General features: G+C 45.9%; 23 protein-coding genes and 3 pseudogenes. 11 read left to right on the top strand and 15 right to left on the bottom strand.

Annotated features, from left to right (window positions below):
- Positions 1-86: 86 nt before the first annotated feature.
- The 4 genes from napA (at position 87) to D908_RS05545 (ending at position 3,831) form a co-directional block, all read left to right on the top strand.
- Entirely contained in the window at positions 87-2,576 is a 2,490-nt protein-coding gene (gene napA, locus D908_RS05530; protein ID WP_000784566.1) for a periplasmic nitrate reductase subunit alpha, read from the top strand.
- Positions 2,577-2,642: 66 nt separating this feature from the next.
- A complete protein-coding gene (locus D908_RS05535) occupies positions 2,643-3,098 on the top strand; it encodes a nitrate reductase cytochrome c-type subunit (RefSeq protein ID WP_000744361.1) in 456 nt (151 codons plus the stop codon).
- Between the two features lie 17 nt (positions 3,099-3,115).
- A complete protein-coding gene (locus D908_RS05540; RefSeq protein WP_005525813.1) occupies positions 3,116-3,691 on the top strand; it encodes a NapC/NirT family cytochrome c in 576 nt (191 codons plus the stop codon).
- A gap of 11 nt (positions 3,692-3,702) precedes the next feature.
- Positions 3,703-3,831: a TIGR02808 family protein gene (locus tag D908_RS05545; protein ID WP_000105479.1), complete on the top strand. Its 129-nt coding sequence runs from the start codon at positions 3,703-3,705 to the stop codon at positions 3,829-3,831.
- Positions 3,832-3,957: 126 nt separating this feature from the next.
- On the opposite strand, the gene D908_RS05550 is transcribed toward D908_RS05545, so the two are convergent.
- Positions 3,958-5,235, bottom strand: coding sequence for an HD-GYP domain-containing protein (locus D908_RS05550; protein ID WP_032467678.1), 1,278 nt, complete (start codon positions 5,233-5,235; stop codon positions 3,958-3,960).
- Between the two features lie 303 nt (positions 5,236-5,538).
- Here D908_RS05550 and D908_RS05555 point away from each other — a divergent pair, with 303 nt between their 5' ends.
- The 6 genes and pseudogenes from D908_RS05555 (at position 5,539) to fbpC (ending at position 13,551) form a co-directional block, all read left to right on the top strand.
- Positions 5,539-6,165 (top strand): response regulator transcription factor, encoded by a 627-nt coding sequence (locus D908_RS05555; protein WP_005525808.1) that lies wholly within the window; start codon positions 5,539-5,541, stop codon positions 6,163-6,165.
- A 2-nt stretch (positions 6,166-6,167) separates the two neighbouring features.
- Positions 6,168-7,727, top strand: a complete 1,560-nt coding sequence (uhpB, locus tag D908_RS05560; RefSeq protein WP_005525806.1) for a signal transduction histidine-protein kinase/phosphatase UhpB — start codon at positions 6,168-6,170, stop codon at positions 7,725-7,727.
- A 91-nt stretch (positions 7,728-7,818) separates the two neighbouring features.
- Positions 7,819-9,129 (top strand): MFS transporter family glucose-6-phosphate receptor UhpC, encoded by a 1,311-nt coding sequence (gene uhpC / locus D908_RS05565; protein ID WP_005525804.1) that lies wholly within the window; start codon positions 7,819-7,821, stop codon positions 9,127-9,129.
- 112 nt (positions 9,130-9,241) lie between these two features.
- Positions 9,242-10,276 (top strand): ABC transporter substrate-binding protein, encoded by a 1,035-nt coding sequence (locus D908_RS05570; protein ID WP_000636725.1) that lies wholly within the window; start codon positions 9,242-9,244, stop codon positions 10,274-10,276.
- 109 nt (positions 10,277-10,385) lie between these two features.
- A pseudogene (locus D908_RS0119695) lies at positions 10,386-12,481 on the top strand (ABC transporter permease).
- An 11-nt stretch (positions 12,482-12,492) separates the two neighbouring features.
- Entirely contained in the window at positions 12,493-13,551 is a 1,059-nt protein-coding gene (fbpC, locus tag D908_RS05575; protein WP_005525802.1) for a ferric ABC transporter ATP-binding protein, read from the top strand.
- Positions 13,552-13,595: 44 nt separating this feature from the next.
- Here fbpC and D908_RS05580 read toward each other — a convergent pair whose 3' ends face one another.
- The 13 genes and pseudogenes from D908_RS05580 to D908_RS05635 all read right to left on the bottom strand — a co-directional run bounded on the left by D908_RS05580 (position 13,596) and on the right by D908_RS05635 (position 24,823).
- On the bottom strand, positions 13,596-14,144 hold the full coding sequence (locus D908_RS05580) for an OmpA family protein (RefSeq protein WP_005525801.1): 549 nt from the start codon (positions 14,142-14,144) through the stop codon (positions 13,596-13,598).
- 26 nt (positions 14,145-14,170) lie between these two features.
- A complete protein-coding gene (locus D908_RS05585) occupies positions 14,171-15,430 on the bottom strand; it encodes a TadE/TadG family type IV pilus assembly protein (protein WP_005525799.1) in 1,260 nt (419 codons plus the stop codon).
- Positions 15,431-15,432: 2 nt separating this feature from the next.
- A complete protein-coding gene (tadF, locus tag D908_RS05590) occupies positions 15,433-16,080 on the bottom strand; it encodes a tight adherence pilus pseudopilin TadF (protein WP_261799641.1) in 648 nt (215 codons plus the stop codon).
- Positions 16,031-16,564: a TadE/TadG family type IV pilus assembly protein gene (locus tag D908_RS05595; protein ID WP_000984698.1), complete on the bottom strand. Its 534-nt coding sequence runs from the start codon at positions 16,562-16,564 to the stop codon at positions 16,031-16,033. Before D908_RS05595 ends, tadF begins: the two co-directional genes overlap by 50 nt.
- Positions 16,561-17,733 carry a tetratricopeptide repeat protein gene (locus D908_RS05600; RefSeq protein WP_005525796.1) on the bottom strand — a complete coding sequence of 391 codons (1,173 nt, stop codon included), beginning with the start codon at positions 17,731-17,733 and terminating at the stop codon, positions 16,561-16,563. Before D908_RS05600 ends, D908_RS05595 begins: the two co-directional genes overlap by 4 nt.
- Positions 17,726-18,602: pseudogene (locus D908_RS0119690) on the bottom strand (type II secretion system F family protein). The gene D908_RS05600 and the pseudogene D908_RS0119690 overlap by 8 nt, the downstream one beginning before the upstream one ends.
- 1 nt (position 18,603) lies before the next feature.
- Positions 18,604-19,515 (bottom strand): type II secretion system F family protein, encoded by a 912-nt coding sequence (locus tag D908_RS05605; protein ID WP_000220082.1) that lies wholly within the window; start codon positions 19,513-19,515, stop codon positions 18,604-18,606.
- Positions 19,512-20,777, bottom strand: a complete 1,266-nt coding sequence (locus D908_RS05610) for a TadA family conjugal transfer-associated ATPase (RefSeq protein WP_001072652.1) — start codon at positions 20,775-20,777, stop codon at positions 19,512-19,514. The genes D908_RS05605 and D908_RS05610 overlap by 4 nt, the downstream gene beginning before the upstream one ends.
- Positions 20,774-21,973 carry a CpaE/TadZ family protein gene (locus D908_RS05615; protein ID WP_032467675.1) on the bottom strand — a complete coding sequence of 400 codons (1,200 nt, stop codon included), beginning with the start codon at positions 21,971-21,973 and terminating at the stop codon, positions 20,774-20,776. The genes D908_RS05610 and D908_RS05615 overlap by 4 nt, the downstream gene beginning before the upstream one ends.
- Positions 21,974-21,981: 8 nt before the next feature.
- On the bottom strand, positions 21,982-22,437 hold the full coding sequence (locus D908_RS05620) for a hypothetical protein (RefSeq protein WP_001242527.1): 456 nt from the start codon (positions 22,435-22,437) through the stop codon (positions 21,982-21,984).
- A pseudogene (locus D908_RS05625) lies at positions 22,437-23,770 on the bottom strand (type II and III secretion system protein family protein). Before D908_RS05625 ends, D908_RS05620 begins: the two are co-directional and overlap by 1 nt.
- Positions 23,770-24,549 carry a flp pilus assembly protein RcpC/CpaB gene (locus tag D908_RS05630; protein WP_005525791.1) on the bottom strand — a complete coding sequence of 260 codons (780 nt, stop codon included), beginning with the start codon at positions 24,547-24,549 and terminating at the stop codon, positions 23,770-23,772. The pseudogene D908_RS05625 and the gene D908_RS05630 overlap by 1 nt, the downstream one beginning before the upstream one ends.
- Positions 24,550-24,601: 52 nt before the next feature.
- Positions 24,602-24,823, bottom strand: a complete 222-nt coding sequence (locus D908_RS05635; protein ID WP_000499511.1) for a Flp family type IVb pilin — start codon at positions 24,821-24,823, stop codon at positions 24,602-24,604.
- Positions 24,824-25,012: 189 nt separating this feature from the next.
- Here D908_RS05635 and D908_RS05640 point away from each other — a divergent pair, with 189 nt between their 5' ends.
- Positions 25,013-25,471 carry a prepilin peptidase gene (locus D908_RS05640; protein ID WP_032467664.1) on the top strand — a complete coding sequence of 153 codons (459 nt, stop codon included), beginning with the start codon at positions 25,013-25,015 and terminating at the stop codon, positions 25,469-25,471.
- Positions 25,472-25,503: 32 nt separating this feature from the next.
- On the opposite strand, the gene D908_RS05645 is transcribed toward D908_RS05640, so the two are convergent.
- Positions 25,504-26,409 (bottom strand): LysR family transcriptional regulator, encoded by a 906-nt coding sequence (locus D908_RS05645; RefSeq protein ID WP_005517925.1) that lies wholly within the window; start codon positions 26,407-26,409, stop codon positions 25,504-25,506.
- Positions 26,410-26,499 lie beyond the last annotated feature (90 nt).

The raw sequence follows: 26,499 nt of genomic DNA, 5'->3' as shown, positions 1-26,499 counted from the left end.
TTGCCTGTCGCCTATATCGTGACGGCATCCTGTAGGAAGGAAATATTACACACTGGAAATACCTTTTCTGAACTCGAGGGTAATGTATGAAAATGACCAGACGTGCGTTTGTGAAAGCAAACGCAGCCGCCTCAGCTGCGGCGGTTGCAGGGATCACCCTCCCCGCTTCTGCCACCAACTTGATCGCTAGCTCCGATCAAACCGCTATTCATTGGGACAAAGCGCCTTGTCGTTTTTGTGGTACAGGTTGCTCTGTGCTGGTCGGTACCCAAGATGGTCGCGTTGTCGCAACTCAAGGTGACCCTGAAGCACCAGTGAACAAAGGCCTTAACTGTATTAAGGGCTACTTCCTCTCAAAAATCATGTACGGCCAAGATCGCTTAAAAACGCCTCTGCTGCGCATGAAAGATGGTCAATACCACAAAGACGGTGAATTCACCCCTGTCTCTTGGGATACCGCATTTGATGTGATGGCTGAAAAATGGAAAGCCTCGCTTAAAGCCAAAGGCCCAACCAGCGTGGGTATGTTCGGTTCTGGTCAGTGGACAGTAATGGAAGGTTACGCCGCTGTGAAACTGATGAAAGCCGGTTTCCGTTCAAACAACATTGACCCGAACGCGCGCCACTGTATGGCTTCTGCGGTAGTGGGCTTCATGCGTACCTTCGGTATCGATGAACCTATGGGCTGTTATGACGACTTTGAACACGCCGATGCTTTTGTGCTTTGGGGTTCAAACATGGCGGAAATGCACCCAGTACTCTGGACTCGCATCACTGACCGTCGCCTAAGTCATCCTCACGTTAAAGTGAATGTACTCTCCACTTACTACCACCGTTCTTTTGAATTGGCAGATCACGGCTACATTTTCCATCCACAGTCTGACTTAGCGATTGCCAACTTCATCGCCAACTACATCATTCAAAACGATGCGGTGAACTGGGACTTTGTGAACAAACACACCCACTTCAAGCAAGCGGTAACGGATATCGGTTACGGTCTGCGTGACGATGACCCACTGCAGAAAAAGGCGAAAAATCCCAACTCTGGTGATGTCAGCGATATTTCGTTTGAAGAGTACAAAAAATCGGTTGCGCCATACACGGTTGAGAAAGCCTCTGAAATTTCAGGTGTGGCACCGGATAAACTGATCACACTGGCGAAGCAGTATGCTGATCCAAACACCAAAGTGATGTCGCTATGGACCATGGGTATGAACCAGCATACTCGCGGTGTATGGATGCAAAGTTTGGTGTACAACCTGCACCTGCTTACTGGCAAAATCGCCACCCCAGGTAACAGCCCATTCTCACTGACGGGTCAACCATCAGCGTGTGGTACTGCTCGTGAAGTAGGTACCTTTGCACACCGTCTGCCAGCAGACATGGTGGTTGCTAACCCTAAACATCGTGCGATTGCAGAAAAAGTGTGGAAACTGCCTGAAGGCACTATCCCACCTAAACCGGGCTTCCACGCGGTACAGCAAGACCGCATGCTCAAAGATGGTGTACTGAACTGTTACTGGGTGCAATGTAATAACAACATGCAAGCGGGTCCAAACATCAATACTGAGCGTCTACCGGGCTACCGTAACCCTGAAAACTTCATCGTAGTGTCTGATGCTTACCCAACCGTAACCGCGCAAGCGGCTGACCTTGTTCTGCCAACCGCAATGTGGGTAGAAAAAGAAGGTGCTTACGGTAACGCTGAGCGTCGTACCCAAGTGTGGTACCAACAAGTGAAGACCGTGGGTGAATCTCACTCAGATTCATGGCAAGTCATTGAGTTTTCAAAACGCTTCAAAGTCGAAGAAGTGTGGCCGGAAGAGTTACTGGCGAAAGCACCGCAATACCGTGGCAAAACACTGTATGACGTGTTGTTCAAAAATGGTCAGGTGGACAAGTTCCCAGTTAGCGAAGCTCGTGAACTCAACGATGATGCACACCACTTTGGTTTCTACATCCAGAAAGGTCTGTTTGAAGAGTATGCCGAGTTCGGTCGCGGCCATGGTCACGATTTAGCGCCTTACGATGTTTACCACCAAGTTCGCGGCCTGCGTTGGCCAGTTGTCGATGGTAAAGAGACTAAGTGGCGCTTTAAAGAAGGCTCTGACCCTTATGCGAAAGCAGGTTCAGGTTGGGACTTTTACGGCAAACCAGATGGTAAAGCGTGGATCATCTCCTCTCCTTACGAAGCACCACCAGAAGTACCGAATGCTGAATATGACTTGTGGCTCTGTACAGGTCGTGTGCTGGAACACTGGCATACCGGCACCATGACGCGTCGTGTCCCTGAGCTGTATAAAGCGGTGCCAGATGCACTGTGCTTTATGCACCATGAAGATGCGCAAGCACGCGGTTTACGCCGTGGCGATGAAGTGCTGATCTCCAACTCGCGTGGTGAAGTTCGAGTTCGTGTGGAAACTCGCGGTCGTAATAAGCCGCCAAAAGGCTTGGTGTTCGTGCCTTTCTTTGATGCTCGCATTCTGATCAACAAGTTGATCCTCGATGCGACCGACCCACTCTCGAAGCAAACTGACTTCAAGAAGTGTCCGGTTAAGATCACCAAAGTCGCGTAACCCTGATTGAACTGGGCTGCCCGTCAGCCCAGACTAAGTATTAAGCCGCAAGGCGGAGAATTTACGATGAAAAAACAACTCATTGCCTTACTTTCAGTGTTTACTGTGCTGGTCGGTGTCGCTCATGCTGAGTTAGACAACCCAGGCGGTATCGGTGGCCTAGAATCACTGCGCGGAGCAACTGAAATTGAAGCGACTCGCGCCGCTGACCCAATGAAAAAATACCCACGTGAACAAGCGCTGGAAAGTGACTTCGTGTACCAACCGCCACTGATCCCGCACAACATTCGCAACTATGAAGTGTCGTTGAACGCCAACAAGTGCCTTGCTTGCCACAGTTGGAAAAACGCAAAAGAAATGGGTGCAACCAAGATCAGTGTGACTCACTTTGTGAACCGTGAAGATGCGGTACTTTCGGATGTTTCTCCACGCCGCTACTTCTGTTTGCAGTGTCACGTACCTCAAGCGGATGCAAAACCGCTTGTCGAGAACGATTTCGAACGCGTTGATTCACTTCGTTAACCGAGAAGAGGCCATTTATGAAATTTCTGAAAGCGTTTTGGCTTCGTTTGTCTCGTCCAAGTAAAGCCGCCGTTGGTGTGGTTTTGCTGATGGGCTTTGTGGGCGGCCTGCTATTTTGGGGCGCCTTCAACACCGGAATGGAAGCGACAAACAGCGAAGAGTTTTGCTCAGGCTGTCACGCGCCGATTGTGGCCGAAATCCAAGAGACGATTCACTATTCAAACCGTTCTGGGGTTCGCGCCATCTGTTCAGACTGCCATGTACCTCACGAATGGACGGATAAAATTGTGCGTAAAGTGCAAGCTTCCAAAGAATTGGTGGCACACTTTATCGGTACTATCGATACTCCAGAGAAGTTCCAAGCACGCCGCGCACACTTAGCGGAACGTGAGTGGGATCGGTTGAAAAAGAACGATTCGTTGGAATGTCGAAACTGTCACCAGTTCAACTATATGGATTTTTCAGAGCAAAGTAGCCGTGCGGTACAACAGCACTCTACGGCACTGGCTTCTGGCGAGAAAACCTGTGTTGACTGCCATAAAGGTATCGCGCATAACCTACCCGACATGCATGGTGTTGAAGGCTGGCAATAAGGAGAGCCACTATGAGTACTCTTGAATCGATTTTTTGGCACGTGCTGGGCTACAGCGCAATGCCGGTAATCATTCTGGCCGGTTTCCTTGGTGTTGCCGTCGTCTCGATTGGCTTACTGGCCATGACCAAAGACAAGTAGAAAAGACAAAGAGAAAAATAAATCCGGTGCTTTGCACCGGATTTATTCATTGACGTTAAGTCCCTTCCCTTCTAACTAATCTTCCATATCAAAGGCTCACTTAGAAGGTGGCTACCACCTAAATCATCAATTCTCAGCCACCCAAGTATTCGCACTCTTCTCAATTGAGAGCTCATAATACTCTTCAGCATTTCTTGCGATCAGTTCAAACACCCTGCTATCTAGTCGCCCGCAACTAACTTCATGCGTCATGATGTTCATCACCTCAGGCAAGGACATTCTGCCGCGATAAGGCCGGGCTTGAGTTAACGCCTGAAAAACATCGGCAACAGCAATGATGCGTGATGGCAAATCAATTTCCGAACCTTGCAATCCTCGGGGATAGCCAGAACCATCTAACCGCTCATGGTGATTCCCTGCCCATTCACCCAATATCGACTTACCGAATACCATTTGTAGCGTGTATCTCGAATCCGTGGAGTGGCGCTGAACGCAGAGATACTCGCTCTCATTCAATTTATCGGGTTTATGCAAAATCTTTTCTGGCGTGTGCAGCTTACCAATATCGTGCACTAAGCCCGTGAGATAGAGCGCTTTTTGCATTTCAGCATCTAATCCCAATTCTTTGGCTAAGCGTTGGCAAATCTCCGCCACTTTTTGCGAATGGTAAAAAGTGAATTGGCTTTTCGCGTCAACTACATTGGCCATCAGCATCGCCATTGACATCACATCATCCACACTCAGTTTTTGCTCAAAGAATGGTGTGGGCGGCAAGTTATGACCCAGTGCTTCAATATGGTGAGCTTCCATGGAAAACCAGATGAACTCTTTACTCAGTAAGTTCTGCATTTCACGAACCAAATCGCGTTCAAACAAGCTTCCACTTAATCGGCCAATTTCTAAACAGACTTGGTTACGTGCTTCCTGAGTCACGTTGCCGTATTCATCTCTTGAATAGAGCTCTTTAAGGTAATCAACCCGGTCAGCCAGAAAGATCAGGGCAGCAAATCGTTTATCTCTGTCCGCAAGCGGAATATTTTTCAGCTCTTGCCACGGGGTATGGTGGTACAAAATGGGAGTGGCAAAAAGTGCCAGTGGTGGACAATGAGAGAGAAGTTCATAACCACGTAGGCAGTGTTGTTGAACGTTTTCGGGCTGCATGTTTTCGAGCAAATGGTAGAAATCACGCTTTTGGGCAACACCACAATCATGGATAAGCCCAAGGGAGAAAACTAACTGGCACTCCTCTTCATTCCACTCCATCGCTTTGGCACAGGAATACGCCATGTATCCAACTCTATGACCATGATTGATATCGTCAATCCCGATCGAATCTAACGCTCTCGCTATGCAGAAAAATGCTTGCCTTAAATTCACTTGCCATTCGATTTTTACAGATTTCATCATATGCCACTCATTTCTAACCATTTGGTTGATTTCAACAACCTCAATAAAAATGTAGTAGACCGTTACCCCATTTGCTAAACAAAAGTTTTAGCCACTTTTATCTACCGTGATACACCAAACACGTTGATGTAACAGACAATACAAAATGAACTTCATACTTATGTGTGAGAGAGAAAAATGAAAGGCAAAGAGGTGTTGTTTTCTCTATCAACAAATAACTCTTCGTGCGGTAAGTCTCAGCCATCGCTCAGCAAAAACATTACACTTTTGTGAATTTTAATTTACTCAGCGACTGCCACCATGATTACGATTGCACTTATTGATGACCATACCATTGTTCGTTCGGGCTTCGCTCAGTTACTCAATCTTGAACAAGACATGGCCGTGCACGGTGAATACGAGAGTGCAAAAGAGGCCTTTCATGCCCTAACCCACTCTCCAGTCGATGTGGCCATCATTGATATTTCGATGCCGGATGAAAATGGGCTGAGCCTGCTAGAGCGGTTGCGTCAGCATAATCCCAATTTCAAAGCGATCATCCTCAGCATTTATGATTCGGCTTCATTTGTGAAAAAAGCCTTAGACGCTGGGGCACAAGGTTACCTTTCAAAACGTTGCGGCCCAAGTGAGCTAGTGAGTGCCATTCGTACCGTTGCCTCTGGCAGACGTTATTTGTGCGCCGATGCTTTGGTCAACTTGAGTAATCCCGATATCAATAATGTGCTCGTGGATCTCACCAAGCGTGAAGTGGAAGTGTTTGATTTGTTAGTGCAAGGCCAAGATGTTAAAGACATAGCGCAAGCGCTGTTTCTTAGCCACAAAACCGTTCACGTTCATCGAGCCAACATTCTTAGCAAGTTAAACCTAACCAATAACGTTGATTTGATCCGCTTTGCTCTGCAGCACCATCTGCTCGTGGAAGGTTAACTATGGCGAAGCTGTTTCCACTGATTTTTGCTTTTGTTCTCTACAGTATTAGTCAATTTAGCCTGTGGAACATCAGCCAATATTTGAGCCACAATCCACTACAAGCCTATCTGCTTTTTCCCACCGGCTTACGCTTGGCGGTCTATTTATTAGCGCGCCCAACTCATACTTGGGTTTGGTTACTCAGTGACATGCTCTTGGCTGGCGCGATCTTGGTGTTGCTCCCAGAACAGTCCAGCCCTTTGATGCTGCTCATGCCTTGGGTGGTTTGGCTGGCTGCGGCTATTGCCCGCCAGCATTGGCAGAAATTGAACCTGTATTGGCAAAAGCTGCTGCTGATCGTTGCACTGGTGCTGCTGCACACCATTTTGGTTGGCCTGACTTTTACCTTGTTGGCGAAACCGCTACAAATGGGGGCGGATACGTTAATTGCCGTGAGCATCGCTTCGCTCACGGGAGGCATTGTGCTGACGCCATTTTTGTATCTGGTGGCCGACTATCTTCGTCACCAAACGTGGAATCCCCTCTCTCCGCAACTGATTCACCACGATGTGAAACTTAAGCCGAAAATGCTGGTGTGGAGCTTAGTGTTTTTCAGCTTAGGGCTGCTGGCTGAGCTGACGTTGCTTGAACAGATGAAACCCTTTGCCCTATTGATCATCTTGCTACCGACGATTTTTCTTGCCTATCGCTATGGTTGGCAAGGTGGCGTGTTAGCGAGCAGCTTAAACTGCATTCTGCTTGCTACTGCACGCCAGTTCAGTGGTTCATTCTCTTCGGATCAAGAGCTGCTGATTTTTATGTCGAGCCAAGCGTTTGTGGGGCTTGGGCTGGGCATCGCCATTAGCCGCCAGCACCAGCTTTCTTTATTGCTGCACAAAATGAACACCCGTTTAGCCAAAGAGTTACGTGAGAAGCAAGATCTCGCGCGCCAGCTCGTCTCAGTGGAAGAACAAATCCGTAAATCGGTGGCCCGTGAACTGCATGATGAGATCGGTCAAAATATTACCGCGATTCAAATTCAATCCATGCTCGCTGAACGTTTAGCCAGTAATGATCAAGCCAAACAAGCGGCTTCCAGCGTTCAGTCGCTCGCCATGCGTATTCATCAATCCACTCGACAACTTTTAAAGCAGTTGCGCCCGCACATTCTGGATGAACTCGGTTTAGAACATGCGATTCGTCAGCTCGTGCAAGAAATGCGGTTTGCCGAACAAGGCATTACGGTTCGCCTCAATATGGGGGTGAATCCCCAAAAGCTGGACGATACCACACGAGTAACTCTGTATCGGATTGTGCAGGAATTGCTGAACAATATCTCCAAGCATGCCAAGGCGAGCCACGTACACATTAGCCTGTTTCCGGGTAGTGAAATGGTTTTGGAAGTCAAAGATGATGGCATTGGTTTACCTCCTGACTGGCGTGTGCGCGGACAAGGCTTAAAGGGGCTGAGTGAGCGAGTCTCGGCGCTGGGCGGCCAATTAATGATGACGTCGCCCAGTTTCCAAACTGGCACGCGAATAATTGTTAACTTACCCACAAAACCGTTAACAAATGCCTAAAAACTAGGAAAATTTCCTAGATGAATACAACTCCTTCCCATGTTTTTCCGACCTTGCTTGATTAGGATAAAACTCAATAAGGACATGCAGTATGAAGATTGTACCCAAGGTACAACCCGTAGGAACGATGGAAATCGATCAGGCTTACCGCCACTGGCGCATTCATTTGATGATTTCCATGTATGTGGGTTATGGCGTGTTCTATCTCACACGTAAAAGCTTCAATTTTGCGATGCCGCAAATGCTCAGTGAGTTAGGGCTCGATTACTCAGATTTAGGCTTTTTCGGTACGCTGTTCTACCTCACTTACGGAGTGTCAAAATTTGTTTCGGGTTTGATGATTGACCGCTCCCGCTCTCCCTATTTCATGGGATTGGGGTTGATAGCCACGGGCATCATCAACATGGTTTTTGGTTTAAGTTCGTCCTTGTTGGCTTTTACTTTGTTATGGACGGCGAATGCCTTTTTTCAAGGCTGGGGCTGGCCAGCCTGTGCCAAGGTGCTCACACACTGGTATTCGCGTAGCGAACGGGGCTTTTGGTGGTCAATTTGGAATACTTGCCACAACTTAAGTGGCGCATTGATCCCCATCGTGATTGGTTTTATCAGCTTAACCTTTGGCTGGCGTTACGGATTCTTGTTTGCAGGCGGGATTGCGATTTTTGTTGGGCTTTGGCTCTGTTATCGCATTCAAGAGAAACCGACCGAAATGGGGCTGCCTTCTGTCGGTGAATGGCGCGGTGATGCACTTGAACTGGAACACGAAAAAGAAGGCCAAGGACTCGCCTTCCGCGTTGCGGTTTATCGCTACGTACTAACTAATCGCTACATTTGGCTGTTGTGTGGAGCTTACTTGCTGGTGTACGTGGTCAGAATTGGCATTAACGACTGGGGATCGCTCTATCTGATTGAGCGGCATGCGTACAACATTCTCAGTGCCAATAGCGCTGTAGCCATGTTTGAAGTCGGCGGATTTTTGGGCTCGTTGCTTGGTGGCTGGGGTTCCGACTACTACTTTCGCGGCAACCGCGCCCCGATGAATTTGATTTTTGCGTTAGGCATTTTTGCCTCCGTTGCGGCCTTATGGCTAACACCTATCGATCATTTATGGTTTTTGGCTGGCTGCTTCTTCTGTATCGGATTTTTTGTATTCGGCCCGCAAATGATGATTGGTATGGCAGCCGCAGAATGCGCAAGGAAAGATTTGGCAGGCACCGCGACCGGATTTGTTGGGCTATTTAGCTATCTCGGTGCAGCTTTAGCCAGCTACCCCATGTCACTGGCTATTGAAGCATGGGGCTGGGAAGGCTTCTTCTGCCTAATTACTGCGGCAGCAGCCGTGATCAGTTTACAACTGCTGCCCTTTATAAAAGCTCAGCAACCGGTGACGGAAGATGAGTGATAAACATAACCAATCTTTACCATCCAATATCGTAACTGTGCTCCACTTTATGACCTGACGCAGTACAGATCTGACAAGGACACAAGGGAGCATCAACAAGAGGGAAAACCCAATGATTGTTAATGCAAAACGCACGCTGCTGGCACTCAGTGTTCTTGGTTCGATGATGACAGCACCACTGGTTCATGCTGAAGGCCGTTTAGTGGTTTACTGCAGTGCAACCAATGCTATGTGTGAAGCAGGTACCAAAGCGTTCGCTGAAAAATACAATGTGAACACCTCCTTTGTACGCAACGGTTCAGGCAGTACACTCGCAAAAATTGATGCAGAGAAAAACAACCCACGCGCAGATGTTTGGTACGGCGGCACGCTTGACCCACAATCACAAGCGGGTGAAATGGACTTACTCCAAGCTTACCAATCCCCAGAACTGGCCAACATCATGGAAGCGTTCCGTGATCCAGCCAAACGCAAAGGTAACTACTCTTCTGCGGTTTACATGGGCATTTTGGGCTTTGGTGTGAACACCGAACGCTTGGCACAGAAAGGTATTCCTATTCCTCGTTGCTGGGCGGATTTGACCAAGCCGGAATACAAAGGCGAAATTCAAATCTCCGACCCACAAAGCTCTGGCACGGCTTATACAGCTCTCGCAACCTTCATTCAGTTGTGGGATGAACCCACCGCATTTGAGTACTTCAAAAAGCTCGACAAGAACGTTTCTCAGTACACCAAGTCTGGAGTGACACCGTCACGCAACTCTGCACGTGGTGAAGTGGCGATTGGTATTGGATTCCTGCACGACTACTCGCTGGAGCAAGCCAAAGGTGCGCCACTCGAACTCATCTCTCCTTGTGAAGGTACTGGGTACGAAATCGGTGGAGTCAGCATTATCAAAGGTGCACGTAACCTTGATAACGCCAAACTGTTCGTTGACTGGGTATTGTCGAAAGAAGGCCAAGAAGTGGCATGGAAACAAGGTGAGTCCTACCAAATCTTGACTAATACTCAAGCGGAACAATCACCCAATGCGCTTGACCCGAAAGCACTCAAACTGATCAACTACGATATGGAAACCTACGGCTCTTCTGATGAGCGTAAGCGTTTGATCACCAAGTGGGTTAACGAGATCAAAATGGGTAACTAACCCGAAATCGTAGTCGTACCGCCACTCGGTGGCGGTATTTCTCCCCTGACACTTAGCCTGCTCACTGCTTGCGGGCAGGTTAAGTGCGACTCAATATTAAGGTCTTACCATGCATGAGCCTTCTCAAGCGCTGAAACTGACACTCCACCAGCCAGTCAAAACCGATCCGGTTTTTTACTGGCTGGCTGCGGTGCTGTTTAGCTTTATTCTTCTGCCATCGTTTGCTCTGGATTATGGCTGTTTGAATCCACTCCAGATGAATTCTACGCCGCTATGGGTTGGAGTGAGCCAAACATTTCCTGGTTCTGGTTTAGTTTGCCTTTATTGCTTGTCTTTCGGCCTCGGCAAGCTCAGGGGCGTCAGCACACAACTCGCCACTATGTCGATATTGCGTATTCTGGCTTCTGCATGTTGGCCATTTTGCTCAGTGCATGGCTAAGCGGTAAAGGGTTGGGTTATTCCAGCATCATTCTGTTCACTGCCCTTGGCGCTATTATGACGCTCGCCTTCGCCCGCTTGGAATACCTCGGTGGCGACCACTTTGTCATTGGCTCGCTGATCAGCATCATTCTGCTGATTGTGATTTTTATTGTTTATCCGAGCATCGCCATTTTCCTGCCGATGTTTAAAGATGACATGGGCAACTGGACGGCATGGCAGTTCATGACGATCCTGTCCCAGTCTCATACGCTCACCGTCATTTACAACTCGATTGCACTCGGCATTGCGGTAGGCGTTGGCGCAACCTTCTTCGGGCTGATTTTTGCCATTTACACCACACGTATTGCCAAACGCTCCGCCTTTATCGCGCGCGTGTTTTCTATTTTACCGATCGTGACACCGCCCTTTATTGTCGGGTTAGGCGTGACTTTAATGTTGGGTCGTTCGGGTTATATCACTGAGTTGATGGTCGATGGGTTTGGTTTACAGAAAACCAACTGGTTGTATGGCTTCACGGGCATTTGGCTCGCACAGGTGCTGGCGTTTGCGCCTATGTCATTCATGATTTTGGATGGCGCACTCAAGTCACTGCATCCTTCGTTGGAAGAGGCTTCCTACACCCTCAAAGCCAACCGTTATCAAACCTTCTTTGGCATTATCATGCCGCTGCTTAAACCTGCGTTAGCCAACTCATTTTTGATCATATTCGTGCAATCATTGGCAGACTTCAGTAACCCCTTGGTACTAGGCGGCAGCTTTGATGTGCTCGCGACGCAAATCTATTTCTATATTGCAGGGGCGCAACTGGATTACGCTTCAGCCAGTACGCTCGGCTCGGTTCTGCTACTGTTCTCACTCGCCATTTTTGTGGTGCAGTATCTGTGGATTGGCCAGCGCTCCTACGTCACCATTTCTGGTAAAGCTTACCGCGGCGATGTGCAAGAGATGCCAGCCTCTCTGAAATTGGGCGTCACTGTAACTTTGTATGCGTGGATGATCTTTAACGTTCTGCTCTACGGCAGCATCTTCTTCGGCAGCTTTACGGTGAACTGGGGCGTCGATTACACCCTGACCTTCAAAAACTACCTCAATCTGTTTGGGAATGGCATGTCTGATGGCGCTTGGCCTTCACTGATCACCACCATGATTTATGCGGGTGTGGCGGCTCCGATTACTGCCCTGTTCGGCTTATTGATTGCTTATGTGGTGGTGAGACAGCAGTTCTACGGCAAAAAAGTGATCGAGTTTTCCACCATGCTCTGCTTCGCTGTACCCGGTACAGTGGCAGGCGTTTCCTACATCTTGGCGTTTAACGATGCGCCGATTTATTTAACCGGCACCGCCGCAATTGTGGTGATCTCGATGGTGATGCGTAATGTGCCCGTGGGGATCCGCTCAGGTATTGCAGGACTCGGACAGCTCGATAAATCTCTGGATGAAGCTTCACTCAGCTTACGTGCCAGCTCATTACAAACCATTCGCTACATTATTTTGCCACTGTTACGCCCCGCGATTCTCTCCACGCTGGTGTACAGCTTTGTGCGGGCGATGACCACGGTCAGTGCGATCATCTTTCTGGTTACTCCAGAAACCCGCGTTGCAACGTCCTACATTCTGAACCGAGTAGAAGATGGCGAGTACGGCATCGCTATCGCCTACGGTTCCGTGCTGATTGTCGTGATGTTAGCCATCATTTTGTTGTTCGATTTACTGGTCGGTGAAGCTCGCGTTTCTCGTTCCAAAGCCACCAATCAAGATTCTTAGGAGACATCACCGTGGAAAAACAAAACTTTGTTGTACTCAAAAACATCTGCAAACGCTTTGGTAGCAATACCGTGATTGGCAACTTGGATCTTGAGATCAAAAAAGGCAGCTTGGTTACGTTACTTGGCCCTTCCGGTTGCGGTAAAACCACCGTTTTGCGTTTGGTTGCCGGCTTAGAGAAACCGACCAGCGGGCAGATTTTCATTGATGGTGAAGATGTCACCGAACGTTCCATCCAACAACGCGATATCTGTATGGTGTTTCAGTCTTACGCACTGTTCCCGCACATGTCTCTGTACGAAAACGTGGCTTATGGCTTGAAAATGCTCAAATTGCCGAGTGAAGAAGTGCGTCAGCGAGTTGATGAGGCACTCAAAATTGTTGATCTCGAAGGGATGGGTGAACGCTATGTCGACCAGATTTCCGGCGGTCAGCAGCAGCGAGTTGCCCTCGCCCGCGCTTTGGTGCTCAAACCTAAAGTGCTGCTGTTTGATGAGCCGTTGAGTAACTTAGATGCGAACTTGCGCCGCAGCATGCGTGAAACAATTCGCGAACTACAGCAGCGCTTTGATATTACTTCACTCTACGTGACTCACGATCAGGCAGAAGCCTTCGCGGTATCAGATACTGTTATCGTGATGAAACAAGGCGATATTATGCAAATTGGCACGCCACAAGAGTTGTATAAAGCGCCTAAGTCGATGTTTATGGCGAACTTTATGGGTGAGGCCAATATGTTCCAAGGCCATTTTGACGGGCAGCAGATTCATATTCATGGCTACGCAATTGATGCCGATCCAGATGTGACGCGGGATAAGCCTACTGGTGAATACCAAATTGGTGTGCGCCCGGAAGCGATTACCCTCCACACGCAAGGCAGCGAGAGCCAAGCCTGCCAAATCCTCAAATCAGCGTATATGGGTTCAATGTATGAAGTGACCGTAAAATGGCACGATCAAGAACTGCTGTTACAGCTCAATTCCGCGCAGTTTAATCACGCGTTAACTCAGCACGCTTATTTGGTCTTTAACCCTCGCGGCTTATTTTTACTGCCGTTCGAAAACCAATAGGTACTGCATTCACCTCTCACATTGTGAGAGGTGAATTTCCTTTCTTACTGTGGCTGAATCGTCAGTACCACTCGGCGGTTACAGCCTGTTTGCGCATTTTCCTGTACGGTACAGACTGGTGCTGATTCACCAAACCCTTTCTCTACAATCCGGTTACCCAGTTTTAGCGTGTCGCGCAGATAACGCGTCACCGCACCAGCCCTACGTTCTGACAGTGCTTGATTGTATTTAGGGTTGCCCGTTTGATCAGCATGCCCTTCCACCACAATCTTATATTGGCTATCCACCATACTGACGTAGGTTTGCAATATTTCCTGATGTGGCCCTGAAAGCTGGTACTTATTAAATGGGTAATGCAGCAAGAGAGACTGGCTCTGTTCATCATAAGTACACAAGTCGCTTCTATGTTTAACTTCAACCTGCTGCTTGGACTCGTTCAGGATCTGGTTGGTATGCTGAACCTGAGTTTCACTCAATCGCCCACGAACTTGTGTCGTAATAAGATGCGTTGAGACATGTTTTTTGATCTGAACTTGCTCTGAACTGCCATTAAAGCAATTCGCCATGGCAGGAAAAGAGAGCAGTAAGCTCAATGAAATAAGGCTTTTTTTTCATAGTATTAATCTTTCAATCGACCAGTTTCTTCATTAATCAAATTGAGGATGTACTTGTACACGTCCTCCCCCTGCGTAGCGTGGTATATATTCTCTCTGCCAACACAATCACCAAACCCGTCATTAGGGTTAACTTGGTAGTTCACACCAATCACGCCCATGGTCACTTTGGTTTTCTCATTCTCAGTCGGCGTTGAGCTCTGGAAGCGATTCGGTTTTTGACGAATGCGTTGCTTCAGATCGCGGCAAAGTCCACCGTCTACAAGCTTTTTCAAATAATTTGTTGTTGTATATGTTCGCCCCCGATTATCTTGGCGTTGCCACGGACAATCAGCGCCGTCGGAAAGGATAATAAAGACCTGCTCGGGGTTAATATCTGTGACTTTATCTGCGGCTTGAGCAGCGGCAATAATTCCCTGCCATGATTCGGTACATGCTCTTTCCGGAGGGTAGAAATTACGATCATTCATGATTTGTAGAAATGAGCTGTAATTCTGGGTCAGGTCAATATCTCGATGACTAAATAACGCAGAGTAGCTAGGAGTGACTCGCTTAGGCGGAAGAAACATATTGCTGACCGTCTGTTGTGGTGTGTTGTACAACGCATAGTCATAGGCCTCTAACGAACGGCCACCTTGTTTGATATTGAAATTGTGGTATCCCAGCAAGGCAACGCGGCTTTTTACTTCAGTATCAAAGTCCTTCAAATCATTGACCACCCGCGTAATAACTCCTTTCACCTCATCAATCTGCGACTTTCCGTTTTGCCATGTACTCCTCATTGAAGCACTCATATCGACGATAAAATACACATCGACCGGTTGTGGTAAAAATTTACGCGTTATTGAACTGCCTTTCACCGTAAACTCCGGTTTTAGCGAGATATTTTCATAAGAGATCCAAGACTTATGTTTTGCTGTGGCCGCTACCGTAAAATCCGTAAACGGAGCAACTTCACCACTGCGTTTTACACAGCCATCTTTGTACTCACAGCGCTTATTCGTCACGGTTACTTTGATGTCATCGATATTATCCACAACATATCGGTCCACCACTTTTCGCGCATACGCAACGTTATTTTCTTCATCACCTTTCGGGCTGGCAATCAGTGCTAAACTTGCCACCTCAGAAGCTTCGGACAAACGGGCATGAGCCAAAAACTGCTGAGAAAGCTGCATAGTAAACGCGAGAATCATCATCATCGCTGGCAACATTAAGATGTAGATAATCCCAGCCACTCCTTGCTGTTTCTTGATTGATTTCACGATTAAACCCTCGCAAATGAATAAGAGGTAGCCACGATGTGAGTGACATCGCCACTGCCGATACCCAGAATGTTGAATGGCGTTGAGTAACACACAGAGACTTGATACAGCGGCAAACGACGTTTGCGTGAAGTGATGGGCAACAAATCAATCGCCTCTTGCTTACTCATGCTTTGCGCATTGCCCATGGCACACTTCGCAACATTGCCTTTTTCTAACTTGTCGTAACGTTTTTTATAATTGACCTTGCCACCCGGTAGATCTTCAACATCAATCGAGACTTGCTCGATCCGCAAACCAAATTGGCTCTCATCGAAAGTCGGTAACATGCGGCGCATGGAAGAGGCGGCTAAGGCGTAAAGATCATTGATCTTTCGGTCACAATCACTGGTGCCGTAATTGCACACATTGAATTGGCTGCCAAACAGCTGTTTGCGCTCAGCCAGAATCGTGGTTAATGAGTAAGCAACCCGATCGAGCTGACCTTTCTTGTTAATGGCAATCGAATAGTTAATCAAAATCGCGAACAGAGCAGAAAACACCACCATGACTAAAGCTAGTTCAACCATGAATGCTCCCCGCTGGCGCTTAGGTGAAACGTTAACTTGCACAACCCGCTCCTTGTCCGACTTTAAAGGTACAGCGCTCATATTCCTGAACAGAAAGAACTTCACGGCGGATCTGCATCTTAGGTAATAGGTAATTGAACATGGGCTGGTACTCGTACCTCAATTCATACACTGCAATCGCCATGTTTTTAGGTTGCTCTTCTGCTGTAGGGCACTCTTCCACGTTTTCCGAACCGCTATAACTGCAATTGAGCAAGTCATCGTAATTGCGGAAATAACGGATCTTGGCCGTAATGCTTTCTGGCTTCACCACGTTGTTCCACAATGCACCGCCGGAACGTTTGAGCTGCTCTTGGAGCATACGATCGTAATCAATCGTTTTAGAGTTACTGGCATCCCCAAGCTTTTTCACGCGCATCACACCCGTGGTGAGCGCGTGATCAGTCACGGTCAATGAATAGGTAAAAACGCACAACTCAATCCATGTAAAAATCGCCATCATTAAAATGGGTAAACCAATTGCGACTTCTACGGTGAGTGAACCTTTCTGGTGTTTGCGCATCATAGTTCTACGTATCTTTTCTTCGTGTAATCAACAACAAATGCCCCTTTAATATCCAAACTTTCTAGGAACATTTTGGCCTCTTCTAAGTCATTAAATTCACCAATGCAGTAGCGCTTCCACAGACCGTGCGTGTAGGAATACACCTTGCCGTAGTTAGTACGCAGGTAGTTGAGATAATCCGACGGGATCACTTGGTAAGTCGCGAGCACTTGAATACGGTAAATGGACGGCGCACCCGGTTTTAAACTGTTCGGATCCAATTTAGAGCTTGGTGTAACGGTTGCTCGGGCGGTTATTGGTGTCGTCATCACAGGAGCTGCGACCGCAGGTGTTTTAACAGCAACAGGCTTTGGCTGTACCACGACAGGTGTACTGGTTTCAGCCGCACGAACAGGTTGCGTCGGTTTAACAACGGGGGTCGGTTGAGCGGCTGGCTTGTTCGCCAACATCATTTCACTTCCTTTGTTTTTGGGTTTACTGGATTTCATCAACACCGCGAGTTGTTTACGCGCTTGTTCTTCCGTTGAGTTGTATTTCAATACTTCCAAAGCCACATCGGGTCGTGAAGCATTCACCGCAGCAACGATCAAATTTGAGCGGATTTTTTCATCTTGCGGCGTCTCCGAATAAAGCCGATACAGAATGTCCATCGCTTCCGCATCGTTACCTTGAATCAAATGCACTACCGCGATGTTGTTCAACGCATCTCGATCTGATGCCCCTTGCTTTCGGCTCTCTTCAAAATGTTCAATAGCGGCTGAATATTTTTTCTGTTGTGCGAATATTTTTCCCATCATCAGATGGTATTCATGATTATCGCCACCCTCTTGACGGAACTGTTCAAGTAATGCTGAACTCTTATCAAATGATCCTTTCTCATAATTTAATCGAGCCAAAGAAAGAATATATTGCGGCTCATTCAAATCACTTGAATTATAAGTATTGGTGTACAATTCGGCAGATTTAGTATCTTTCGCATCCAGATAAGCATTGACTAGCTTTACTTTATATTCAGGCACATCCTTTATATTGGCCTTATAGAATTCAATCAGTTGTTGGCTTTCACCTGAATTGACTAATAGTTCTTCCTTTGTTCTTAATTCATTACTTACAGAAGAACAGGCAGTTAATAAAATAACGCCAATAAATACAAACCATTGTTTAACCATGACTGAACATCCTCATAATTCCTGGTGCTGCGATAAGAATAATTATTGGGACCATGATAAATGCGATCAGTGGTATCGACATTTTGGCACCCATCTTGCCTATTTTTTCCTCCAAATCCATCATGTTCATTTCTCGAATATCGGATGCTAATGTGGCTAACACTGGCCCGATGGATGAGCCATATTTCAAACTTTGCGTCATGGTCATCACAAAACTTAGTGCCTCTGCAGTCGGCACTAAGTCATAAAATTCGTTAAGCGCTTTCTCTAGCCCAACCAGTTTTGAGCGTTTCAACCGTTTTTTTCACAACATAGGCAAGATGGTGATCAACCGTACGCAGCTCAAAGGCGAGGTATTCTAAGCAAGCCTCTATCGTCATCCCGGTGTGTACACACACGTTCATCAGATCAAGCAAAAATGGCAACCGGCTACTGATTTTCTTGGTGACCTTTTTTCCTCGCGCAGCAATGTACATGTCTGGCCCTAGCAAAAAGACGATCGCACCGATCGCAAGAGAGACCACCAACATGGTTTCATCGGTTTTACCACTCAAAAAAGCCAAAATGGAAAAAAATGCGCATAAACCGAAAGGAATGATTTTGAATAGATAATAACTTCTGGCAATGAATTGATTATATATTCCGGCTTTTACTAATTTCTTTTTCGTTTCATCCTGATTAAAACTCACCATGTTGAGCAGACTATATACGAATTCGAAGCGATTTTTCTCTTCACGCGTAGATCCGATAATTTTTCGTGTTGAAATCGTGGCTTTTGTTCTATCCCATGAACGCAGAGCAAAATGAGTAATCACGAGTGAGATTATCGAAGCTACGATAATAAAGACCAAGGTTCCATGCCAAGACATATTAATCGACTCCTCTTAAAATCATCCAAATACAAAAAAAACCGATAAGCTCACTGATGACCACGTAATAAAATATGGGCTTTCCACCTTCTTCAAACATCACAAAATTATAATTTTCCGGGCTAGTGAATTTCAGAATAAGCAGAAATATTACCGGTAGTGCGGCAATAATTTTTGCTGATGAACGCGCTTCCGAAGTTAAAGCATTTTTCTTTTTATCAACGGCCCGTGCATCAAACATGATCCGGTTAATACGGTTGATCACTTCTTTTAATTGACCACCACGGCTTAAATTGATGCGAATGGTTGAGGCAAAAAAGAAATATTCCACATAAGGAAAACTGGCGGCACTGCGGGCTAACACTTCATCCGGATCTTCACCAATCAGTAAACGTTCTGCCATAAACTTGAATTCATAGCCGACGTCGTTATCCAACTGCTTCCCTACATATTCGAAGGCATGCACAATACTCTGCCCTGCGGACAATGCACCAGAGAGAATATTGAGTGCATCCGGAAAGTTACTTTGGAATTTCGCCGTTTTGTGGGCTCTGAGTTTGACGATAAACACCACAAACAGCAGCGGTTGTAAAAACAGCAAGACTTTCCAGTAGGTCTGTTGCAAGAAAAAGTCATTGATGAAGTAGACAGCAATCGCGGAGATCAAAAAAAACATCAACAGTTTCAGTGCCGGATTCGGATTCAACAGTTGCGTGAATTCACGCGCCACACGTTTGATGCGAACATGTAAGCTCTCTTCAAACCGCTCCGCATCAATCACTGCTTTCACACCTTTTACGCCTTCGAAACTGCCGACGTTTTCAATAAGACGAGTGATCTCTTGATTGGTTTTTCGCTTACTCAGTAAGAAATACACCAGCAAAGCCAGCCATGAAAGAAGCATCCAAGTCATTGGAAAATCTCCCTTAGCGTTGTGTCCAAACCAAAGAACTTGGCTCGTTCATAAATAACGGAGCGCGTAGAAAGCCCAGGAGAACGAAATTGCCCCTGAATTTTTCCATCTTGAAACTCGCCGTTATTTTCAAAGCGGAAAATGTCTTCCATCACCACGCTATCACCTTCAAGACCAATGATTTCGCTGATGAACATCACTTTACGACTACCATCGTGCAGGCGTTTTACCTGTACGATCAGATCCACCGCGCTCACTATGGTTCGACGAATCGCTTGAATCGGCAGGCTGGCTGTTGCCATCATCACCATACTTTCCACACGCGCTATCGCATCTCGTGGGGTGTTGGCGTGCAGTGTGGACATGGAACCATCGTGGCCCGTGTTCATCGCCTGCAACATTTCAAAGGCTTCACCACCACGACACTCACCGACAATGATGCGATCTGGTCGCATACGCAGGGCGTTAATCACCAGATCTCGCGCTGTAACTTCCCCGGTACCCTCCACGCTGGCTTGGCGCGTTTCCAAGCGCACAATATGGGGCTGTTGTAGCTGCAACTCAGCCGCATCTTCAATGGTGACAATACGCTCGGTATTGCCGATAAATCCGGATAACGCGTTGAGCAGTGTGGTTTTGCCCGAACCTGTACCACCAGAAATCAGAATGTTGCATTTGCAGTGACTCGCAATGGAAAGCAACTTGGCCATTTCCACCGATAAGGCACCAAACTCTACCAAGTTTTCCAACTTGATTTTTTGCTCTTTAAATTTACGAATCGAGATGGAAGTGCCGTCGATCGCCAGTGGCGGAATAACGATGTTTACCCGGCTGCCATCTGCCAAACGGGCATCACACAAGGGTTTGGATTCATCAATCCGACGTCCAACCGCTGACGCAATACGTTTGGCAATGGTGTTAAGTTGCTTCTCGTTGACGAATTGGATAGGTGACTTCTGCACCTTGCCACCGATTTCAATAAAGATGTCGGAGGGGCCATTGATCATGATGTCCGAAATATCGTCATTTTCTAACAGGGCTTGTAGCGGCCCCAAGCCTTTCAGCTCGTCCAAGAGTGCTTTAACGATTTCGATGCGCTTGATGCTACTGACTTGTAGATGCTTTTTATCAATCAATAAGTTGACGGTTTCTTTCAACTGCGATTCCAGCTCGCTATGGCTGGTTTCAACCAAAGTTGCCGCATCTAACGCATCAAAGATTTCGTCGCGAAGTTCGATGTAAATAGTTTTGAGTTGATTCATTTTTTAAACAGACGGAAACGTGAGACAGGTTTAGCCTTTTTGCCGGTAAGCGCAGTGACAATTTCGCCGACAGGTTGGCCATAACGCCCTTTCAAAAGACTACTCAGACCTTGCTGAATAACGGTTTTTTCCAGTGCCGATTCATAGGGGAGATCGATACTCGCTCGGCACTTAATGCGCTCTTTGGCAGTGGTGAGATCCACCATGTAGTCTTTCGAGTTGCGAGTTTGGCTAAAGACAACACTGTGCTCGGTTTTACCCATTTTCTTCTTCAAGCTGTTGTAAGAGCGCAGTGAAGACACCGAGGGTTCGCACAACACATAAACACGGTGATATTTCTCACTCAATTCACGGTCATGGATCTCTTCAAATGAGTTAAACGGCACAGCATCAATAATAAAGTTGTACCCGCCGACAAGTTCGGATGAGAGGTTAAACAGCATGGCAGCATGATCATGCAAACATGCCGTGCTTTTCTCGAGGATCAGGTAATCAAGTTTGTCAGCCACTTTATTGATGTAGGTAGCCGCAATCGCTTCATCGATTTCTGTCTGGTTCAAATCGATCGAGTTTTGCTTGGCACGTAAGCCCTTCACCCCCAGATAAATGTCGCTATTAAGTGCGCCAGAATCGTGATCCACCAACAGCACTTTCAGGTTGGCTTGCTCAACCAAAGCATGGGACAAAGCGGCCGCCAAAGTAGAAAGCCCAATTCCCCCTTTGGAACCAAGCAACAAAATGCGCTTAGCTACCCGTGTTTTGCTTTGTGTATTCACCTCTTGTGGCGTTTGCTGGCGAAGTGCCGCCAACAGACCATCCAGTTCTTCATCCCACAGCACATAAGTTGCACCAAGGCTGCGGACTTTGTCGCGAATACGAATGGAATCAATTTGGCTCACCACAATCAGCGAGATCGACACATCCAGCAATGATGCCAACGCTGAAACATCTGCCAGCAAGTCATCACTTTTACGCAGATCCAAGATGACGTGTTTGAGCTTGAGATCTTTCTGACCGAGTTGAGCTTCCAAATCAAAGTCAATTTGATGGAGTGGCGTAGTGAAACCTTCAATAGCGTACAGTTCCAGTGCGGATTCAATAAAATCCGCACTGTCCGACACAATCAGATCACGCGCACTACTTCCACCTGCCAGCTTACTGGGCGATGTTTTAAATAGGTTGTTGAGATCGACCACGCTATCACTCACTCTTCCAATGGATTAACTAAACTGATGCCGCGGTTATGCTCAACCGAACAGCCAAAGGGGTAATAGTCCGCATTGTGAAAGGTGAGCGTGCCGCAATCCTGACTCGTGATTTGGATGTAGGTCGCTAAAATGGATACAGCCTTGCTCTGTGTCTCAGGAGCGGCTTCCAACTTATAACGATATTTAGCGATGCCTTTGGCTTTCATGCGCAGCACGAACTGATCAATAAACTCACCCTGTTCAGGTCGATACATCACAATGTATTTGGTTTTCGGTTCACGCAAATTCACATCAAGAACAAAATCCATCGCCCGTCTAAGCATGATTTCGCTATCCTGAATATCGAATTCAAAGGACTCTTCAAACTTATTGAGTGCACGTGTGTTGGTTGTCGACGGCGTTGTACATCCGACTAAAAAGCAAGCCACTAGGCTCAGTATTAACATTCGCATCAGTTGAATCCTCCAGCGTTAATGGTGCGTTGCAATTCAGGTTCATCCACTCCGCTTAAGTCGATTCTGAGTAGGCGTTCTAAATCGCTGGTTTTCTTAAAGGCTGGCAGTTTCACTTGCTCCGTTTTCACTGGATCAACCAAGTTCACTGTGGCGACAATAATCAGCTCGGTCTTTTTACGATCGGACTTGGTACTGCTAAACAACGCACCTAAGATCGGAATATCTCCAAGAATGGGGATTTTACGTAATGACTCACGTTCTTCCGTGGTCAGTAGCCCTGCTAACACAAAGCTTTGTCCATCTTTCAGTTGTACTGTGGTTTGTGCTTTACGCGTTTTCAGTGAAGGGAAGTTATAAGACGAGTTGTCCGAACGGTTGACACTATCTAGCGAGCTGACTTCTGGTAGCAGTGAAAGGCGGATATTTTCCGAATCCGTGACTTTTGCCACCATCGACAACTTGATGCCGTATTCCTTGTAGTGAATGGTGTAGGTATCGTCCTCTTTAATTGCGAGTGGAATTTCTCCCCCCACCAAAAAGCTGGCCGTTTCACCTGAAATCACCGACAAGTTCGGCTCTGCGAGAACTTGACCAATATCGTCGTTACCGCTCGCTGCAATGATGGCGACAATATCCTGTGCCGTGAAATCGAGCAGTTTGTTGTAAAACTTACCCACATCACCGCCACCAATATCTCCATAGGAAACCCCCAACTCACTTAAGAATGAGCTGGAAACTTCAGCAATCGTCAACTTAACGTTGATCTGCTCAGTGGTCAGAACTTTTAGGTTATTGATCACACCGTCATACACGTAAGTGGCCGTATATTGCAGTGTTTCTTCGCGATTATTTTCCCCTGTTTCAATGACGTGATTGTTCACTTTGCTGACGTTTTTCTTCAGCATTTCGCCCACTAAGCGATAAATTTTGTACTTAACTTCCTCACTGCTGACTGTGCCATCTAAAACCACCTGATCACCCACATTGGATACTGAGATGGATTCATCAGGAAAACGGGCGATCAAGGTTTGCTTTAGTAAGCGTAAGCTTTGGTTAACCACCACCTCACTGTTGTAAATCTCATTACCACCGCGGTCATACACAATGACAGAAGTCGCGCCTTGACCAACACCGTAAACCACCACTTTGTTTTGATCGACAATACGATAATCCGCCACCGTATTATCGGCGACAAATACCGTATCAATTTGGCGTTTTAAATTGATAGTTTTGGCTGCGCTTGATCTAAATTCATTAGCTCAGCACACCACGCAGTCGAGCTTAATAAAATAAGTGATAATAGCGAATAAGAGCATTGTTGCATTTTCATTATTGTTCCTTACCTCTTAATTCCCGAATACCAAATTGATGTTCAAGAATATCGCTACTTCTAATCGACAAATAACGATTCACTAAACCTGATGGAATAATACTGACATCACCAATCTTTTGAGCCATTTCTAAACGAAGTACATCTTGTACTTTGAGAGCAATGACCAAACTGTGTTTAATATCATCATTCGCTTCTTTTCCTTCAATAAGATCACCTTTAATAACTTGAATAATGCGTGCATTACTGATGATCACTTTACTGGTTAAATTACCTACATCTTGGTAACCCGTTTGCAGTAAGTTCGATTCTGAAGAAGTCGTAGAAACAAAGCTCACTAAATCACCCGGTTGTAACGGTATCGATTCTAATATTCCACTGCTTTTCACCTCATAATAATAAGGAACTTCATCTTGATGAATTGAAAGCAGTAGAAAATCACTGTCACCGACATTACTGATATGGGAATTCTTTAGCGGTTGCCCGTTGAGCAAGTTTTCACGATAGCGCGCACCAGGACGAATGATAATATCCTCTCTGCGCTCATCACCACTTTCATTAAATGTAGACTCATTGATTTCAACCACTTCAAAATCTTTTTTATCAATGAGTTGCGATTTTTGCTTATCACTGGACAGAACCAGTATCTGAACCTTTTTCTCTTCTACTATCTGTGGAGCTTGTGTCTCAGGTTCTGATGAAAAAAGCTGATCTTGTAAATAGTACAGAGTGGAAAAAATAGTCACAGCAACAAGCAGAAATATTATATTTCTGTTCATTTTCTACCTTGAAAATTAGGAGGTCCAAAGACCTCCGTAACGTTTATAGCGACTAGTTAGATTTGTTTGCATCGCCAATGTTAGTTTTCACACTCTCAACTGCGCTATTAAGTGCTTCTTTAAATCCACCGGTTTTAAATACCACTAGAATGATTGCTGACATAGCAACGGCGATAATAGCGTATTCAACTGCAGTTACACCGCGTTGATCGTTAAACATATCTTGAGCTTTCATTTTAAACTCATACGCTTTAGCAAGAACTTTGTAAAACATGTTATTTCCTTGTTATTGACAGAAGGGATTGTTGAAACATGAATCATATTATTTCTTACCTAATATCATGACAAATCATTATTTTTTATTGATGGATAATACAAATTTATAACCGATAATAACGATTTTTTATCGACGTATTATTTTTAATGATTTGAGGTGTTGGAAAATAATTTTTAGAGTGCAATCATGATGACGATACTTTTACTTCAATGGATATTAATTGCAGTGTTGTTTTATTTATCACTGGCAGTTTGTTATTCCGATAATCAAAACCGAAAAATACCTAATACCTTGGTATGGCAAATCGGCCTGTGCAGTGTGCTGTTAGGCATACTGGGTGGCTACATTTTTACTGCTTCAGCACATGCACTCGCGGTGCTGCTGTTAGGCTTTTTGACTTGGCTTTCGGGAAAAATTGGCGGCGGAGATATTAAGCTGAGCTTTGTGTTTTTATTCGGCATTGATCCCCAATGGCTGATCCTATGTGCGCCATTACTGGTTTGTTTAACAACTCTACAGCTAGTCGTTATGGGGTTGTATGCTCAACTCTCTGATGCACCCGCCTATAAAAAAGGTATTCCACTTGGAATACCTTTAGCATTAACAGGTTGGACTGGCTGCGTGCTCTCTGTGATCACTCAATAAAGGATCACTCAATAAAGGATCACTCAACAAAGTCATGCAATATCCAGATGGCGAAAACCATGCATGACTTTCCGAGTATCCACACAGTAACTTTCATTACTCAGTGCCATACAAATTTTTCTTCTCAGCGCATGCTGATCCAACTCAAGCACAATTTCATCATTACACCAGACATACATATTCGCTTGCTGTCGCAATGTAATCGTTCGGCAATTTGCTCCATGAATAGACCAACGTGGGCAAATAACCACAGTACCTAACGTGTTGAGCTCACTTTTCATAAGCCGAGATGAGCTGGTTGTCATCCAACTTTTTACTCGACATAAATCAATCCCCTGCTGTGTCAACATCTCCTGTACAAAGGTTTTATTTAAAGTATGGCAGTAGACGATACGCTCGGGATAACACTCTCTCGGATCAATACAACTATTATGCGCCACTACATAATTGGCGGTATTAAGTTGATAGGATTTCCCATTTTCATCACTTAAACGGCTAAAGCTGAAAATAAGATCATAATCCTGAAGATTTGGAGGAGCATCTGAACTGAATCCCGAAATGGAGAGATCGGTATTATTTAACAAACGGAATTCACTAATGACTCTTTCTACTAATACTTGACTAAAAGAATCAGCAATGGCGATGTTAACTTGTTCCTTTATATCAACTCGTTCTAAATCCTCAAATAATTTTTCATACATACTCATGGTTTGATCAGCATACTCCAATAGCACTTTGCCATGCTTAGTCAAACCAAAACCATCTTTCCTGTCGAAAATACTTGCACCAATGACACTCTCAATTTTTTTAATATGTTGAGATACCGCAGGTTGTGTCATAAAAAGAGACTCAGCAGCAGCAGTGAAACTTTTATGTTTTGCAACTTGCGAAAATGTTCTTAAATATTTTACGTCAATGGTCCTATTTATTGTTTTCATTTCAGCAACGTACCTCGATGTCACCTATTACCATTATTATACTTATTGAGTTTCCTTAATTACTTTTAAAAGTATCAATATTAGCTGACT

The organism is Vibrio mimicus CAIM 602, from assembly GCF_000338875.1.
Classification (GTDB): Bacteria; Pseudomonadota; Gammaproteobacteria; order Enterobacterales; family Vibrionaceae; genus Vibrio; species Vibrio mimicus.
This window is presented reverse-complemented; position numbering and strand designations above follow the sequence as displayed.

What these genes read in the sequence shown, in the direction of transcription:
- napA (WP_000784566.1), top strand. Translation starts at nt 87, where the DNA reads ATGAAAATGACCAGACGTGCGTTTGTGAAAGCAAACGCAGCCGCCTCA.
- D908_RS05535 (WP_000744361.1), top strand. Translation starts at nt 2,643, where the DNA reads ATGAAAAAACAACTCATTGCCTTACTTTCAGTGTTTACTGTGCTGGTC.
- D908_RS05540 (WP_005525813.1), top strand. Translation starts at nt 3,116, where the DNA reads ATGAAATTTCTGAAAGCGTTTTGGCTTCGTTTGTCTCGTCCAAGTAAA.
- D908_RS05545 (WP_000105479.1), top strand. Translation starts at nt 3,703, where the DNA reads ATGAGTACTCTTGAATCGATTTTTTGGCACGTGCTGGGCTACAGCGCA.
- D908_RS05550 (WP_032467678.1), bottom strand. Translation starts at nt 5,235, where the DNA reads ATGAAATCTGTAAAAATCGAATGGCAAGTGAATTTAAGGCAAGCATTT.
- D908_RS05555 (WP_005525808.1), top strand. Translation starts at nt 5,539, where the DNA reads ATGATTACGATTGCACTTATTGATGACCATACCATTGTTCGTTCGGGC.
- uhpB (WP_005525806.1), top strand. Translation starts at nt 6,168, where the DNA reads ATGGCGAAGCTGTTTCCACTGATTTTTGCTTTTGTTCTCTACAGTATT.
- uhpC (WP_005525804.1), top strand. Translation starts at nt 7,819, where the DNA reads ATGAAGATTGTACCCAAGGTACAACCCGTAGGAACGATGGAAATCGAT.
- D908_RS05570 (WP_000636725.1), top strand. Translation starts at nt 9,242, where the DNA reads ATGATTGTTAATGCAAAACGCACGCTGCTGGCACTCAGTGTTCTTGGT.
- tadF (WP_261799641.1), bottom strand. Translation starts at nt 16,080, where the DNA reads ATGAGCGCTGTACCTTTAAAGTCGGACAAGGAGCGGGTTGTGCAAGTT.
- D908_RS05595 (WP_000984698.1), bottom strand. Translation starts at nt 16,564, where the DNA reads ATGATGCGCAAACACCAGAAAGGTTCACTCACCGTAGAAGTCGCAATT.
- D908_RS05600 (WP_005525796.1), bottom strand. Translation starts at nt 17,733, where the DNA reads ATGGTTAAACAATGGTTTGTATTTATTGGCGTTATTTTATTAACTGCC.
- D908_RS05605 (WP_000220082.1), bottom strand. Translation starts at nt 19,515, where the DNA reads ATGACTTGGATGCTTCTTTCATGGCTGGCTTTGCTGGTGTATTTCTTA.
- D908_RS05610 (WP_001072652.1), bottom strand. Translation starts at nt 20,777, where the DNA reads ATGAATCAACTCAAAACTATTTACATCGAACTTCGCGACGAAATCTTT.
- D908_RS05620 (WP_001242527.1), bottom strand. Translation starts at nt 22,437, where the DNA reads ATGCGAATGTTAATACTGAGCCTAGTGGCTTGCTTTTTAGTCGGATGT.
- D908_RS05630 (WP_005525791.1), bottom strand. Translation starts at nt 24,549, where the DNA reads ATGAACAGAAATATAATATTTCTGCTTGTTGCTGTGACTATTTTTTCC.
- D908_RS05635 (WP_000499511.1), bottom strand. Translation starts at nt 24,823, where the DNA reads ATGTTTTACAAAGTTCTTGCTAAAGCGTATGAGTTTAAAATGAAAGCT.
- D908_RS05640 (WP_032467664.1), top strand. Translation starts at nt 25,013, where the DNA reads ATGATGACGATACTTTTACTTCAATGGATATTAATTGCAGTGTTGTTT.
- D908_RS05645 (WP_005517925.1), bottom strand. Translation starts at nt 26,409, where the DNA reads ATGAAAACAATAAATAGGACCATTGACGTAAAATATTTAAGAACATTT.